This is a genomic window from Mycolicibacterium komossense, from assembly GCF_025822605.1.
Lineage (GTDB): Bacteria > Actinomycetota > Actinomycetes > Mycobacteriales > Mycobacteriaceae > Mycobacterium > Mycobacterium komossense.
On record NZ_JACKTY010000022.1, the window covers coordinates 38,858 to 53,892 of the forward strand.

The following is a 15,035-nucleotide window of genomic DNA, read 5'->3' on the forward strand; positions in this document are numbered from 1 at the left end:
CAAAGTCCGGTTACCCACGGCCGATCGGCGGCCGGTCACGGGGCTACCCGCCTCGATCGCTTCCTGCCCTCAGGAGGCCCTGGTCCGGTTCCACAACTGACCAGATCCACCCCTCGAAAGGGTCACCGGTGAGGTCATATCCCCTGCCGTCCAACACCGTCGAGAACACCGGCGGCACCAGACCGCTTCGCGTGGTGCAGTGGGCCACCGGCACCATCGGCAGCCGGGCGCTACGCGCGGTCATCGAACATCCCGGACTGAGCCTCGTGGGCGTCTACGTTCACGGCGCGGACAAAGCCGGTGTCGATGCTGGCGACTTCTGCGGGCTGGGCACCACCGGGGTGACCGCGACGCGGGAGATCGATGAGATCGTCGACCTCGACGCCGACTGCATTCTCTATATGCCCAGCGGCTGCAACATGGACGAGGTGGGCCGATTGCTCTCTGCGGGAAGCAATGTCGTGACCACCACCGGACAGTTCCACCATCCGGCGTCGATGGACCCCGACGTCCGCAGGACGGTGGAGGATGCGTGCCGGCTCGGTGGGACATCCATTCACAGCACCGGCAGCAGCCCGGGCTTCATCAGCGAAGCGATTCCTCTGGCCCTGACGTCGATCCAACGGCGTCTGGATTCCCTGACCATCGACGAGTACGCCGATCTATCCCGACGCCCTTCTCCTGAGCTCCTTTTCGATCTGATGGGTTTCGGCCAGCCGCCTGGGGAGTTCGCCGCTTACCGGGTGGCGTATCTGCAGGCCAGCTTCGGGCCGTCGCTGATGCACCTCGCCGACGCCCTCGGCCTGCCGGTCGATGCGCTGGAGTCCACGGGCGAAGCCGGTACCGCCAGCCGCACGGTCGAGATCGCCGCGGGCACCCTCCCCGCCGGAACTATTGCCGCCCAACGGATCAGTGTGACCGGTATGCGAGCTGGGCAACCCCTGGTCCGATTCCGCGCCAGCTGGTACTGCACCACTGAGCTCGAACAGGAGTGGGATCTGCACGAAACCGGATGGCATATTTCGGTGGCCGGCGACGCGCCTCTTGAGGTCGATCTGCGGATGCCGATCCCCCTGGACCGGATGGCCGAGATCTCCCCGGCGTACACCGCCAACCGGGCGGTGAACGCGGTGGCGGCGGTGTGCGCGGCACCGCCGGGCATCCGCACCACCGCGGACCTGCCTCAGTTCATCGCGGCGCTGGGCTGACCGGATCGACCCGATACCCGAGTAGCAGCTCGGCCGCACCGTAGGCGTCGCTGTACCCCTCGGCGACGGTGGCGGCGAGCCGGTCGAGATCGGGATGGCGCGCTAGCCGGCTCTGGGCCAGCGACAGAATCTGGGCCCGCGCCCGTGCCGCCCGACGGGCCGGAGTATCAGAGCGGCGATGTGCGGCGATGGCTTCGACCACCTCCTCCACACCATCACCTTGGGCGGCAACGAGTTTGAGGATCGGCGCGGACGTCTCCGCCCGCAGATCGCGCACTGTCTGGTCCGCGCCCTCGCGGTCGGCTTTGTTCACGATCACCAGATCGGCGACTTCGAGCAGACCTGCCTTGGCTGCCTGGATGGCATCGCCGGCGCCGGGATTGAGGATGACGATCGTCGGGTCGGCGACAGCGGCGATCTCGATTTCGGACTGGCCGACTCCGACCGTCTCGATGACGACGAGGTCGTAGGAGATGGCGGCGAGCAACCGGATCGCCGCGGGTACGGCCGCCGCCAGTCCGCCGAGGTGCCCCCGGCTGGCCACTGATCGGATCAACACATCGGGGTCGTCGATATGGGCGGCCATCCTGATGCGGTCACCGAGCAATGCGCCCCCGCTGTACGGCGACGACGGGTCGACGGCGAGCACCGCCACCCGTAAGCCACGCCTGCGGTAAGCAGACACCAGCACCGCCACCGTCGTCGACTTGCCTGCGCCCGGTGGACCCGTCACGCCGATCACCTGCACGTCCGTCGGGCCGACATGGGACAGCACGTCGCTGCGGCGCGAGCTTTCGACCAGGCTCAGCAATCGGCCGGCCGCCCGCGCGGAGCCGTTGCGCGCGGCGGTGATGAGTTCGGCGATGTCATCGGTCATCGTGAGCGTCGATCATCCCCGTCCGGTCTTCCCTCAGTGCAGTCTGCAGGTGGCGCGAGAGAATAGTATTCTCTCAGCTTGAGAGCGGTAGTTGCAAGAAGGGAAACAGAATGCAGATCAGTGGCAATTCCGCGATCGTCGTCGGCGGGGCCGGCGGGCTCGGCGAGGCCACCGTGCGGCGGTTGCACGGCGCGGGCGCGAAGATCGTGGTCGCCGATATGGCCGACGACAAAGGCCGAGCCCTGGAAGCCGAGTTGGGAGTACGCTACGTCCGTACCGACGCAACCAGCGAAGACAGCGTCAACGCGGCCATCGCCGAGGCGGAATCGCTTGGCCCCCTGCGCATTTCGGTGGACACCCACGGCGGCCCGGCAAGTGGCGGCCGGTTGGTCGGCAAGGACGGGGCACCGCTCGACCTCGAGGGTTTCAAGACGACCATCACGTTCTACCTGACCGCCGTGTTCAACGTGATGCGGCTGGCTGCAGCGGCGATCGCCAGGCAGGAGCTGCAGGACGAGGGTGGCCGCGGCGTCATCATCAACACCGCGTCCATCGCGGGCTACGAGGGCCAGATCGGCCAGGTGCCCTATTCGGCAGCCAAAGGCGGAGTGATCGGCATGACGCTGGTGGCGGCACGCGACCTCTCACCACTGGGCATCCGGGTGGTCACCATCGCCCCAGGCACCGTCAACACCCCCGCCTACGGCAAGGCTGCCGACCAGTTGGAGCAGTACTGGGGCGCGCAGGTGCCGTTTCCGAAACGGATGGGCCGCTCTACCGAATACGGTCAACTGGCCGCGTCGATCATCGAGAACGACTACCTCAACGGTGAAGTCATCCGGCTCGACGGCGGCCTACGCTTCCCACCCAAATAGCCTGTGATTTCGGCGTGTTCCCGACCAGTGAGCGGTCGCGAACACGCCGAAATCACTTGGAAACGAGCCCGTCGACGATCTTGTTGAAATCGGCCGTACCGAAGGACACGTACTCGGCCAGGTTGGCGTAGTCCAGCGAAGCGAGCACCGACTTCTCCAGCTGAATGTTCATCAGCCGCTTGGTGCTCTCGACGGCCTGCTGTGGCAACTCCAGGATCTTCTTGGCGCAGACGATCGCTTCGGCCAGCGGGTCGACGACGACATGGTTGGCCAAGCCGAGTTCCACTGCCCGCTGAGCCTTGATCCGCACGCCGGTCAACGCAAACTCCTTGGCCTGCAACATGCTGATCTGCGACGGCCACACCAGCGGCCCGCCGTCGGCGGCGACCAGACCGATCTGCACGTGCGGGTCGGCGAAGAACGCTGTCTCCGCCATGTAGACGATGTCGCTCAGCGCCGCCAGACTGCAGCCGAGCCCGACGGCGGGACCGTTGACCGCCGCGATCACGGGGACGCGACACCGCACCATGCCGATCACCAGGTCGCGGCCATGCTTGATGGTCTTGACGCGCAAGGCCTCATCACCACGTAGCTCGTTGAGGTAGCTGAAGTCACCGCCGGCCGAAAACGCCCGGCCTGCACCGGTGATCACCGCGGCGCGCGCCCCGGCGTCCTCGCTGATCTCGCCCCATATCCTGGCCAACCCGACATGCAAGGCGTCGTTAACCGCGTTGAGCTCGTCGGGCCGGTTGAGAGTGATGATGCGCAGCGGGCCGTCGGCCGTGACGTCGATCTCCGCCGGCATGTCATACATCGTCATTTGACTCCTAGTCCAAGGATTCTGGCAGCAATGATGTTCTTCTGGATTTGCGACGTGCCGCCCATGACGCTCTGCGCACGGCTGTACAAATACGCACCGAGCAGGTCCGGGTCACGGGTTCCGGTCACCGCCAGCACGGCATGTCCGACGGACTGCTCCGCCCACGTCATCAGCAATTTGTCGATCGAGCCCTCGGACCCGTGGGACACCCCGTCGAGCTGCTCGGAGAGCCGCCGCTGCACATGGTGGGTGAGCATCTCGGTTTCGACTGCAGCCCAAGCGAGTTCGTCGGGCACCCGCTCACCCGCCTCGAACTCGTCGAGCAATTGGTGCACGGTCTTGCCGTATCGGGCCGCGAAGCCGAGCGTCGACGGTTCCCGTTCGTGGCCGACCACGGTCATGGCCAGCGGCCAGCCCTCACCGGGTCCACCGACCATCTGATCCGCCGGCACTGTCGCCCCGTCGAAGGCGACCTGACCGAACTCCTTGGTCACGCCGCTGATCATCTTCAGCGGCCGCTGTTCGATACCCGGCTGGTGCATCGAGACGATGAACGCTGAAATTCCTTTGTGCCGCTTGGCTTCCGGGTCGGTACGCGCCAACAGCAGGCACCAGTCGGCATCATCGGAATAGCTGGTCCAGATCTTGTACCCGTTGATGACGTAGTTCTCACCGGCCTCATCCAGCACGGCGGTGGTGGTCAGCGAGGCCAGGTCGCTTCCGGCGCCCGGTTCGCTGAAGCCCTGGCACCAGCGCTCGGTACCGTTGATCATCCCGGGCAGGAACCGCTGCTGCAGTTCCTTACCGCCGTGCCTGCCCAGGCCGGTGACGAGGTAGCCCAGGCTCGGGCGAGCCGGCGCACCCGCGCGCGTCAACTCGTCGTCGAGGATGACGTCGTAGACCGGCGGCAGGTCCTGACCGCCGTACTCCCGTGGCCAGGACAATCCGAAGAAGCCGCCGCCGTAGAGGGCGCGGTGCCACTCCCCTGCCTTGGCCCAGTACTCGTCACCGGACGTCGGGAAACTTCTCGCATGCTCGGACAGCCAAGCGCGCAACCGCTCGCGGAAGGCGGCCTCGTCCGGCGAGTCACGAAAGTCCAAAATCGATCTCCTCCAGCTTGACGGGCAGAAGCTCCGTCGCGGTCAGCGCGCGACGGAGATAGATGTGAGCCAGGCACTCCCAGGTGTTGCCGATACCGCCGTGCACCTGGATCGAGGTTTCACAGACGGTCCGCGCGGTGCGTGCGCAGTAGACCTTCGCGATCCGGGCGGACCGGATCGCCTCTGCCGGCGCGAGTTCGTCGACGGCCCATGCAGCGTGCCGCACGATGCTGACGGAACCCTCGATGAGCGCGGCGCTTTCGGCCAGCAGATGTGCGACGGCCTGGTAGGAGCCGATCGCGTTGCCGTACTGCTCACGGATTTTCGCGTAGTCGGCGGCCAGCGCGAGTGCACCCCGCGAGACACCGACCAGATCCGCCGCCGTCGCAGCCAGAGCCAGCGCGTACCAGCGGGCGGCGGCCTGATCACCGAGCGCGCCGATGACCGACGGTTCGGATTCCACGGCAGCGACGGACCGGCTGAGGTCGACGCCGCGCTGCGCTACGCCGAGGTCGGCGGCCAGAACGGCGCTGTCCCGCAACAGAAGCGCGCGGTGGTACCCCCTGGCGTCGATCGCCTTCCCGTCGATGATGACGGTGGCCGGGCCCGGGTCGGCGTCGAGGTGGCGGATCAGGTCATCGGCCAGCACCGGTCCGAGGAACGGTGCATCCACCAGCCCGCGGCCGAACTCCTCGACGACGATCGCGACCTCGACACCGGATGCCTCGTCCGAGCGCAACGAGCGCCAGCCGGTGGCCCCGATCTGCTTGTCCAGTCGCGCAATGCGACTTTCGTCGTCGAGTTCAGCAACCGAACCGGGACCGAGGTCGTCGGCCAGTTTGGCTGCCGCGTCCCGCAATTGCTGTTGTTCAGTAGTCAGACGAACGTCCATGGCGCTCCTTCAGCACGCGACGCAAAGCCTTACCCGAGGGCAGGCGCGGAATCTCCGGAACGAAGACGATCTCGCTCGGACGTTTGTAGGACGACAGCCGCTCACCGACCCAGGCGATGAGTCCGGCCTCGTCGACCGGCCCGCGCACTGGGTCGCGCAAGGTGATCGCCGCCATCACTGCTTCCCCGTCGGCCTCATCGGGCACGCCGAATACGGCGCAGTCCGCCACCGCGGGATGGCCGTGCAGCACAGCCTCGACTTCGGCGGGTGCGACCTGGAAGCCGCGCACCTTGATCATCTCCTTGGCACGGTCGGTGATCCGCAAATAGCCGCCCGTGTCGAGGTGGCCGACGTCGCCGGTGCGGTACCAGCCGTCGTGAAATGCTGGTGCCGTAGCGCTGTCCGGAAGATAGCCGGCCATCATCGAATTCGACTGTGCCTCAATCTCACCGACCTCATCGGGCGCAAGCTCCTGGCCGGTCTCCAGCGAGACCACGCGCAGGCTGACACCGGGCACGGCGCGCCCCACGTTGTCCAGCCGGGCGCCGGCGATCTCGTTGCAGGTGAGCACGGGTAGCTCACTGGCGCCGTAGGCCGTGACCCAGGTGACGCCGGTCCGCCTGGTGACAGCCTCGGCGACGCTGACGGTCACCGGGGTCGCGCACCACAGGAGGTAGCGCAGGGAGGACAAGTCGAAGTTCTCCAGCGTCGGGTGCGAGGCCATCGCCAGCGCGATGGGGGCCACTGCCATCTCGACCGTGATGCCATCGGACTCGATATGAGCGAGGAGCTGGTCGATGTCGAACCGGCGGTGCAGCCGCAGCCAGCCGCCGGCCTGCAGGACGGTCACGATGTTGAGCAGCCCCAGGATGTGACTCGGCGGTGTGACGATCTGCATCCGGTCCCGAGCCCCCAGCTGTAGTGCCGAAGCCCACTGCTGCACGGCGAGGCCAAAGCCGGCATGGCTGTGCCGGACCGCTTTTGGCATCCCGGTGGTGCCCGAACTGAAGACGAGGACCGCGTCATCTCCTGGCGCACGAGCCGGCCGAGACGGCGCCTGGGCCACCGCAGCGATCGGCTCGTCGAGGTGCAGCATCGGCATCAGTTCGGCCAGCAGCGGCTGGTCGCCGACCGCATGCTCGGGCCGGGTGAGTGCCAGAGCGTGCTCGACTTCGCCGCGCTTCCAGGACGGGCTGATCAACACGACGGCAGCACCGAGGCGCCAAATCGCCCGCAGGGCTATCACGAACTCGGGCCGGTTGGACGACATCAGCGCGACCCGTTGCCCGTGGGTCACCCCGCGGCGGTCCAACGTCTCAACCAGTCCGTCGGTCAACGCGCCCAATTCCGAACGGCGATACTGGCGGTCCTCGAAGGCCAGCACCCAAGGGTCGGCATCGCGGCGTCCCAGGGTCTCCTGGGACGCCCCCTCGATTGCTGGAAACGACGCTGAAGTCATACTGAGAGGATCCTATCGCTCTGTGAGAATATTATTCTCACAGGGGCAGAATTGACATACCAAAAGAGGAGGCGTGGTGACGAGACCTTCGTCCGGCAGTACCGCACCTGCGGCACCCGACACCGCCAACGGCCCGGCGACGGCACTCATCCAGCTCGACGGCAAGACCGTCGCCGCCGCCATTCGCCCCGGCGAGACCCTGCTGGAGATCGCCAGGCTTGCCGGAATGGCACCGCCATTCTCCTGCGAGGCGGGCAACTGCGGTACCTGCATGGCCAAGGTGACCGAGGGCTCAGCGACCATGCGGGTCAACGACGCGCTCGACGATGACGAAGTCGCGGACGGTTACACATTGACCTGCCAGGCCATTCCCGATGGTCCCCTGACCGTCAACTACGACGAGTGAGCCGGCAGCTCGCCGTGCTGCCCCAAGGCAGGCGGCGGCCGGTACTCCGGGCGATACCCGTCGACGCGAATCGAGCTGCCGACCAGCCGGTAAGCACCGGCTGACACGATGGCCTCGGGGGTGGCCTCAAGCGCCTCGGGCAGCGTCCGTACCGCAGCAGCCGGGATGCCCAGTGGCCGCAGCCGGGCTTCCCACTCGATCGCGGTGTCGTTCGCCAGGGCCGAGGAAACCAGTGCCAGCACCTCTTCGCGCCGCGCCGACCGCTCGGCCATCGTCGGATACGGCAGCCGATCGCCGGCGATCCCCGCCTCGGTCGCGAACAGTCGCCAGAACGCGTCGTGGGTGACGAACAATGCCAGATACCCCTCGACGGTCGGAAACAGCTGAGCGGGAACGTAAAACGAATGCGCCCCGTTGGGATAGCGCTTCGGCTCGATACCGTCGTTGAGGTAAGCCGCTGCCCGATAGTTCAACTGCGACAGCATCACGTCGCGCAGCGAAACATCCACCTGCCCGCCGGAACCGGAAACGATCTGCGCCAGCAGACCCAGTGCCGCAGTCAATCCCGTGGAGTTGTCGGCCGAGGAGTACCCAGGCAGGGTCGGTGGGCTCTTGGGGTCCCCCGTGAGCGTTGCGATACCCGTGGCGGCCTGGACGATGTAGTCGAAGGCAGGATCGTCGCCGCCGTACAGCCCGAAGCCGGTGAGCGCGACGCAGACGATCTTCTCGTTGAACCGGCGCAAGGCCCGATAGGTCAGGCCGAGTTTGTGGATGGTCGACGGTTTCTGATTCACCAGCAGCGCATGCGATTGCGCCACCAGTTCCCCGAGCCGCCGCTGACCTTCATCGGTGTTCAGGTCGAGGCAGATGCTGCGCTTGCCCCGGTTGAGGCTGGCGAAGTAGCTGTCGCTGACCTGGCGGGAGATGTCACCCGCGAGTGGTTCGATCTTGGTGACCTCGGCCCCGAGGTCGGCCAGCATCATCGTGGCGTACGGGCCGGCCAGCATGGTGCCCACCTCGAGAATCCGGATAGCGGCCAGCGGCCCGTTCACTGCACTGCTCTGGCGAGGTCGGCGATCACTTCCCTGGTGCGGTACTTGGACGCGACGAGTTCGTCACGAGTGTCGCCGATCGGCAACAGGCGCACCGACAGATCCGTCACGCCTGCATCGGCAAAGGCCCTGAAGCGCTTCAGGATTGACTCCTCATCACCGGCAGCGCAGAGATCACCGACCGTGCGGGCGTCACCCCGGTCGAGCAGGCGCTGGTAGTTGGGCGACGTCTCGGCCTCGGCCAGGATCCGGTTGGCCCGGTCCTTGGCGGCATCGATCTCGGAATTGGCGCACAGGCAGACCGGAATACCCGCCACGATCCGCGGTGCCGGTTTGCCGGCGTGGGCTGCCGCCTTGGTGATCTTGGGCGCGATGTGATCCCCGATGGCCTTCTCGTCGGCCATCCACAGGCTGGTGCCGTCGGCGTACTCACCGGCGATCTGCAGCATCACCGGCCCGAGCGCGGCCACCAGGACGGGCATCTTGGTCTCGGCCCCGAGCACTGTGGGATTGTGCACGGTGAACGTGTGATTCTCCACATCGACCGGGCCGGGCCCGGCTATCGCCGCGTTCAACACCTGTAAGTAATCGCGGGTGTAGGCGGCCGGCTTGTCGTACGGCAGGCCCAGCATGTCCCGAATGATCCAGTGATGCGATGGCCCGACCCCTAGCGCCAGCCGCCCGCCCGAGACGGCATGCACCGAAAGGGCCTGGCGAGCAAGCGCAATGGGATGCTGCGCCGGTAGCGGTACCACGGCCGTGCCGAGTTCGATTCGCGTGCTGTGCGACGCCATCAGCGCCACCATGGTCAACAGATCGAAATCGTCGGGCACCTGCGGCATCCACGCGGTGGACAGGCCCGCCGAGTCGGCCCACTCGATATCGGCGATCAGCTTCTGCACCTTGCGGGCCATACCGCCGCGCTCGGCCCCGATCATCACGCCCAGTCTCATTGCTCGGAAACCCTTTCCGCGGTCAACACCCGCACGCCGGTCACCAGGTCCTCCAGCGATGTACCGGTCGGGAACACCGCCGCGGCTCCCGCCGCCGTCAGCTTCGCCACATCGGCCTGTGGGATGGTTCCGCCGACCACCACCGCGATATCGGCTGCGTCAGCGGCTTTCAGCGCATCGACGACTCGAGTGGTGAGCGCGAGATGGGCACCGGAGAGGATGCTCAGCCCGACGACGGCGACATCTTCCTGCAGAGCGATCGAGACGATGTCCTCGATGCGCTGCCGGATGCCGCTGTAGATCACCTCGAATCCGGCGTCGCGCAACGTGCGTGCGACGATCTTGGCGCCGCGGTCATGTCCGTCCAGGCCCGGTTTGGCCACCAATATGCGAGCACTCATCAGAACACTCCCCTTCTAGAAGACGACCGGCTGCTGGAACTCGCCCCAGACCGCCTTGAGCGCCGAAACCATCTCACCGACAGTGCAATACGCGTTCGCGCAGTCGATCAGCTTGTGCATCAAATTGTCGGATCCCTCGGCAGCTGTCGACAGTGATGCGAGTGCGTCCTTCACCGCCACCGGATCACGGTCGGCCTTGACTTTCGCCAGCCGCCTGAGCTGCAGATCACGGCCCTGCGCATCGAGTTCGTAGGTATCGATGTCCGGCGCCGGCTCGTCGACGACGAACTTGTTCACTCCGACTACCGGACGCACGCCCGCCTCGATGTCCTTGTGCATCTGGTAGGCCTCGTCGGCGATCAGGCCCTGCAGATAGCCATCCTCGATGCAACGCACCATGCCGCCGTGCTGTTCGAGATCGTGCATGATCTCGATGATTTTTTCCTCGGTGGCGTCGGTGAGAGCCTCGACGAAGTAGGAGCCACCCAGCGGGTCGGCGACCCGGGTCACGCCGGTCTCGTAGGCCAGGATCTGCTGGGTGCGCAGCGCCAGCGTCGCCGACTCCTCGCTGGGCAACGCGAACGGCTCGTCCCACGCGGCGGTGAACATCGACTGCACGCCACCGAGCACGGAAGCCATTGCCTCATAAGCGATCCGGACGACGTTGTTCTGGGCCTGCGGCGCGTACAGGGAAGCCCCGCCGGAGACGCAACCGAACCGGAACATCGACGCCTTGTCGCTGCTGGACCCGTAGCGCTCACGCACGATGGTCGCCCACCGGCGCCGGCCCGCGCGATATTTGGCGATCTCCTCGAAGAAGTCGCCGTGGGTGTAGAAGAAGAACGAGATCTGCGGAGCGAACTGGTCGATGGTCATCCGGCCGCGTTCGACCACGGTGTCGCAGTAGGTGACTCCGTCGGCCAAGGTGAACGCCATCTCCTGGACCGCGTTGGCGCCGGCGTCACGGAAGTGCGCGCCCGCCACCGAGATCGCGTTGAAGCGGGGCACCTCGGCGGCACAGAACTCGATGGTGTCGGCGATGAGGCGCAGCGACGGTTCCGGCGGCCAGATCCAGGTGCCGCGTGACGCATACTCCTTGAGGATGTCGTTCTGGATGGTGCCGGTGAGGTTGACCCTTGGCACGCCTGCCTTCTCGGCGGCAGCGACATAGAAGGCCAGCAGGATGGCGGCCGTTCCATTGATGGTGAAGCTGGTGCTGATCTTGTCCAGCGGAATCCCGTCGAACAGGATCTCGGCGTCGGCGAGGGTGTCGACGGCCACACCGACGCGGCCGACCTCCTCGCCGTACTCAGCGTCGTCGGAGTCGTAGCCGCACTGGGTCGGGAGGTCCAGCGCAACGGACAGGCCGGTGCCACCCTGGTCGAGCAGATAGCGGTAGCGCCGGTTGGATTCCTCGGCCGTGCCAAATCCGGAGTACTGGCGAAACGTCCACAACTTGCCCCGGTATCCGGAGGCGAAGTTGCCGCGGGTGAACGGATAGGTCCCCGGTAGCGGCGGGTCACCCGGGGAGACCGTGCCGTCCGCTGGTCCGTATACCGGCTCCACCGGGATGCCGGAGGCAGTCTGAACGTTGTTGTCCACGCCGGAGGAGGCGCGCGAAGGCACTTGAACCACGTGGATAACGTACTTGCAAAAAAAGAGAATGCCAATACCATCGCTTGTTGGCGAACGGCCGGGACAGCCCGGCGGTAGCCGGTCGACCCCGGGAGATGAATGGCCGAGAACAGCAGTTCCCTGCACGACCGCACCCTCGTCATCTCCGGCGCCAGCCGCGGGATCGGCTTGGCCATCGCGATCGGGGCCGCCCGCCGGGGAGCCAACGTGGTGCTCCTGGCCAAGACCGCCGAACCGCACCCCAAACTCAAGGGCACGGTCTACACCGCGGCCGAGGACATCGAGTCCGCCGGCGGTCAGGCCGCAGCCGTCGTCGGCGACGTGCGCAAGGAAGAGGATGTCCAGCACGCCGTCGACACCGCGGTGGAACGCTTCGGCGGCGTCGACATCTGCGTCAACAACGCCAGCGCCATCGCGACCGAGGGCAGCCAAGAGCTCTCGGCCAAAAAGTACGACCTGATGCAGGACATCAACTGCCGTGGCACGTTCCTGCTGACCAGGGCGTGCCTACCTCACCTGCGGAAGTCGTCGAACGCTCACGTCCTGACGATCTCGCCGCCGATCAACCTGAGCCCCTACTGGCTGGGCCGGCACCCGTCCTACACGCTGTCCAAATACGGAATGACACTGCTCGCACTGGGCTGGGCCGAAGAGTTCCGCGCGCGAGAAGGACGATCCGGAGTCGCCTCGAACTGTCTGTGGCCGCAGACCTATATCGCCACCGCGGCGGTCACCAGCATGTCCGACGGCAGCACCTTGGCCGCGTCGTCCCGCACTCCGGAGATCATGGCCGATGCCGCCGTCGAGATCCTGTCCCGCCCAGCGCCAGAGACCACCGGTCAGTGCTTCATCGACGCCGACCTGTTGATCGAATCCGGCGTGACCGATCTGTCCCGTTACGGCGGCGGCGATCAGCCCATTCCCGACCTTTTCCTCGACCTCTGACGCGCAGATGGCGATCCCCACCGGCGCAGCCGCACGTCCTCAGGGTCGGCCGGACGAGCGATTCGACGGAAACAACCATCGCGCACTAAGAGAAGGTTATTCTCGAATATGCGAACGGCCCGGATGGTGTCGGCGTGACGGTGAACAGCCGGACCGCGCCCGCGGTCGAGCGAGCCCTGGCCGAGCGCAGGCGCACCGCCGAAGAAGTGGACCGGATTCTGACCGCTGCGGTCCGGGTGATGGCACGCTCGGCGCCGGAACCACCCAAGGTCAGCGAGATCATCGTGGAGGCGGGCAGCTGCAACAAAGCGTTCTATCGCCACTTCGGTGGTAAGGACGATCTCCTTCTGGCCGTGATGCAGCGCGGCATCGCCGTCGTCGCCGCGCTGCTCGAGGAGCAGATGAGCCGCGAGTCCGATCCGGCGGTGAAGGTCGCCCGATGGGTGCAAGGCCTGCTCGCCCAGGTCACCGACCCGCACATGTTCAGCATGTGTGCGGCCACCGTCGCGCAGATGTCGGCCAGTGCACACCGCCAGGCGTCCGACGACGACGTCATGCGACCGCTTCGGGAGTTGCTGAGCGAGCCGATCGAGCGAATGGGCCGGACTGACCCGGACCGCGACGCCGACGCGGTGTTCCACTGCACGATGGGCACATTGCGTCGCTACGTCGGCTCGGAGCGACGGCCGCCCCCGGCGGACGTCGACCACCTGGTGCAGTTCTGCCTCAGCGGCATCGGGGTGGCGACGGGGATCAGGGCACGGGTTGGGTGAAGCAACCTCCCACCGGTGATGCGGCAGGACTGGCATTTCGGTACGCGTCAGGCGTGACGATCGCTCATATCCTGGCGGTCACCGAGGTGGTCGTCATCATGACCGCGCTTGGTCGGGAGACCGCCGGCCCCGCGCGCAGCATGTTCGAGGGCCGCCACGCCGCTGCGATCGTCGCCGTCGTCATCGCCGCGATCGTGGCCGTCGCGGTCGGCAGCGTCGTCACCATCTGGCCGACACTGCGCTGGTTCGTCCCCGGGGCCGAACCAACTCGCGCCCAACTGAGATCGGCGACCCGGATCGGTCGGCGACAGTCGCTGTTACTGATCACGGTGTGGCTGGCCAGCGGCGCCGTCGTGGTCCTGGTCAATCTCGACAGCGCCGTCACCGTAGCTGCGCTCACCGCACCCGCGATCGTCTTCGGCTCCATCGCCGCCGTCTGTACCGCGATGCTGCTCACCCTGCGGACGTTACGTCCGATCACCGTCGCCGCCGCCCCAGGCATGGACACCGGCGATACCGCACCAGGGGTGCTCGCCCGCCTGCTCAGTATGTGGGTGTTGTGTTGTGCACTACCGAGTCTCGGTAGCGCACTGCTGATCGTGGCCAGGGCCAACGGCTGGCTGATCGACAAATCCGCCTCGGTGGAGGTGCCGGTGCTCGTGCTCTCGCTGATCGCGGTGCTGTGGGGCCTGCGGGCCATCATCCTGGTCTCGCGGTCGATCTCCGACCCGTTGCGCGACGTCGTCGATGCGATGGCCGAAGTGGAGCATGGTCACCTCGACCACACCGTCGATGTCTACGAGCGGTCCGAAATCGGCCGCCTGCAAAGCGGATTCAACCGAATGATCGCGGGCCTTCAGGAGCGGAACCGGATCCAGGATCTGTTCGGCAGGAACGTCGGCGCCGACGTCGTCCGGCTATTGGTGCAGCGGGAGGAGTCGCTGTACCGCGACGTGCGCGAGGTGGCCATTCTCTTCGTGGACCTGGCCGGCTCCACGCAGTTCGCGGCGAGTCGCCCACCGCAAGATGTCGCCGACGTTCTCAACCACTTCTTCCAGACCGTTGTCACCGCGGTCGACCGGCACGGCGGCTTCGTCAACAAGTTCCAGGGCGATGCCGCACTGGCGGTCTTCGGGGCGCCGCTGGATAGCCCGACCGCGGCATCGGACGCGTTGGCGACGGCTCGCGAACTCGCTCTGGATATGCGGCAGCTGCCCTACCTCGACTTCGGTATCGGCCTGTCCGCCGGACCGGTATTCGCCGGTTTCGTCGGCGCGCTGAGTCGCTTCGAATACACGGTGATCGGCGATCCGGTCAACGAGGCGGCCCGGCTGGCCGACCGCGCGAAGGCCTATCACGGCCGGATCCTGACCTCCGGTGCCGCGCTCACCCGGGCCGACGACGACGAACGCGCGCTGTGGTCATCGCTCGGTTCGGTACTGCTGCGGGGACGTTCGGCAGCGACTGCGATATCCGCCCCTGCGGACGGGACTTAGCGCCCTCAGTGCAATCTCGAAGTGCGACAGCCACCCGTGACCGTCAGTAGACCCAGACCGAGGGGTCGCTGGGTGGGTAGTTCATGCAGACGTCGGTGGAGTTGGCGACGACGCCTTTGTTGTTGAAGAACAGTTTGGCCCAG

General features: G+C 66.5%; 16 protein-coding genes. 6 read left to right on the forward strand and 10 right to left on the reverse strand.

The annotated features are described in order from the left end of the window. Positions 1–128 precede the first annotated feature (128 nt). Complete coding sequence (locus H7J73_RS10330; protein ID WP_264067255.1) at positions 129–1,208, forward strand: NAD(P)H-dependent amine dehydrogenase family protein; 1,080 nt, start codon at positions 129–131, stop codon at positions 1,206–1,208. Here H7J73_RS10330 and meaB read toward each other — a convergent pair. Beyond that, positions 1,189–2,085 carry a methylmalonyl Co-A mutase-associated GTPase MeaB gene (meaB, locus tag H7J73_RS10335; RefSeq protein ID WP_264067256.1) on the reverse strand — a complete coding sequence of 299 codons (897 nt, stop codon included), beginning with the start codon at positions 2,083–2,085 and terminating at the stop codon, positions 1,189–1,191. The two genes, H7J73_RS10330 and meaB, sit on opposite strands and share 20 nt — an antisense overlap. A gap of 110 nt (positions 2,086–2,195) precedes the next feature. Here meaB and H7J73_RS10340 point away from each other — a divergent pair, with 110 nt between their 5' ends. Beyond that, positions 2,196–2,960 (forward strand): SDR family NAD(P)-dependent oxidoreductase, encoded by a 765-nt coding sequence (locus H7J73_RS10340; protein ID WP_264067257.1) that lies wholly within the window; start codon positions 2,196–2,198, stop codon positions 2,958–2,960. Positions 2,961–3,012: 52 nt separating this feature from the next. Here H7J73_RS10340 and H7J73_RS10345 read toward each other — a convergent pair whose 3' ends face one another. From H7J73_RS10345 to H7J73_RS10360, 4 genes are read right to left on the reverse strand one after another with little or no spacing between them, the layout of a single operon-like run. Continuing rightward, positions 3,013–3,774: an enoyl-CoA hydratase/isomerase family protein gene (locus H7J73_RS10345; RefSeq protein WP_264067269.1), complete on the reverse strand. Its 762-nt coding sequence runs from the start codon at positions 3,772–3,774 to the stop codon at positions 3,013–3,015. 2 nt (positions 3,775–3,776) lie between these two features. Beyond that, entirely contained in the window at positions 3,777–4,880 is a 1,104-nt protein-coding gene (locus H7J73_RS10350) for an acyl-CoA dehydrogenase family protein (RefSeq protein WP_264067258.1), read from the reverse strand. Beyond that, the gene (locus H7J73_RS10355; protein ID WP_264067259.1) at positions 4,867–5,772 is read right to left on the reverse strand and encodes an acyl-CoA dehydrogenase family protein; all 906 of its coding nucleotides are present in this window, start codon (positions 5,770–5,772) and stop codon (positions 4,867–4,869) included. Before H7J73_RS10355 ends, H7J73_RS10350 begins: the two co-directional genes overlap by 14 nt. Beyond that, a complete protein-coding gene (locus H7J73_RS10360; RefSeq protein WP_264067260.1) occupies positions 5,750–7,231 on the reverse strand; it encodes a class I adenylate-forming enzyme family protein in 1,482 nt (493 codons plus the stop codon). Before H7J73_RS10360 ends, H7J73_RS10355 begins: the two co-directional genes overlap by 23 nt. Before the next feature lie 76 nt (positions 7,232–7,307). Between H7J73_RS10360 and H7J73_RS10365 the strand changes: the two genes are divergently transcribed. Then, positions 7,308–7,637: a 2Fe-2S iron-sulfur cluster-binding protein gene (locus H7J73_RS10365; protein WP_435405461.1), complete on the forward strand. Its 330-nt coding sequence runs from the start codon at positions 7,308–7,310 to the stop codon at positions 7,635–7,637. Here the strand turns inward: H7J73_RS10365 and H7J73_RS10370 are convergent. The 4 genes from H7J73_RS10370 to H7J73_RS10385 are packed head-to-tail and all read right to left on the reverse strand — an operon-like array spanning position 7,625 to position 11,645. Then, entirely contained in the window at positions 7,625–8,689 is a 1,065-nt protein-coding gene (locus tag H7J73_RS10370; protein WP_264067261.1) for a CaiB/BaiF CoA transferase family protein, read from the reverse strand. The genes H7J73_RS10365 and H7J73_RS10370 overlap by 13 nt on opposite strands. Further along, the gene (locus H7J73_RS10375) at positions 8,686–9,642 is read right to left on the reverse strand and encodes an LLM class F420-dependent oxidoreductase (protein WP_264067262.1); all 957 of its coding nucleotides are present in this window, start codon (positions 9,640–9,642) and stop codon (positions 8,686–8,688) included. The genes H7J73_RS10370 and H7J73_RS10375 overlap by 4 nt, the downstream gene beginning before the upstream one ends. After that, a complete protein-coding gene (locus tag H7J73_RS10380) occupies positions 9,639–10,043 on the reverse strand; it encodes a methylmalonyl-CoA mutase C-terminal domain-containing protein (protein WP_264067263.1) in 405 nt (134 codons plus the stop codon). Before H7J73_RS10380 ends, H7J73_RS10375 begins: the two co-directional genes overlap by 4 nt. A 15-nt stretch (positions 10,044–10,058) precedes the next feature. Then, positions 10,059–11,645 (reverse strand): methylmalonyl-CoA mutase family protein, encoded by a 1,587-nt coding sequence (locus H7J73_RS10385; protein ID WP_264067271.1) that lies wholly within the window; start codon positions 11,643–11,645, stop codon positions 10,059–10,061. 132 nt (positions 11,646–11,777) lie between these two features. Between H7J73_RS10385 and H7J73_RS10390 the strand changes: the two genes are divergently transcribed. From H7J73_RS10390 to H7J73_RS10400, 3 genes are all read left to right on the forward strand, one after another. Continuing rightward, positions 11,778–12,623 (forward strand): SDR family oxidoreductase, encoded by an 846-nt coding sequence (locus H7J73_RS10390; protein ID WP_264067264.1) that lies wholly within the window; start codon positions 11,778–11,780, stop codon positions 12,621–12,623. A 140-nt stretch (positions 12,624–12,763) separates the two neighbouring features. Then, positions 12,764–13,396: a TetR/AcrR family transcriptional regulator gene (locus H7J73_RS10395; protein WP_264067272.1), complete on the forward strand. Its 633-nt coding sequence runs from the start codon at positions 12,764–12,766 to the stop codon at positions 13,394–13,396. Between the two features lie 53 nt (positions 13,397–13,449). Then, a complete protein-coding gene (locus tag H7J73_RS10400; RefSeq protein ID WP_308207404.1) occupies positions 13,450–14,892 on the forward strand; it encodes an adenylate/guanylate cyclase domain-containing protein in 1,443 nt (480 codons plus the stop codon). A 43-nt stretch (positions 14,893–14,935) separates the two neighbouring features. Here the strand turns inward: H7J73_RS10400 and H7J73_RS10405 are convergent. Then, on the reverse strand, positions 14,936–15,035 hold a 100-nt coding region (locus H7J73_RS10405), incomplete at its 5' end, for a DUF5078 domain-containing protein (protein WP_264067274.1).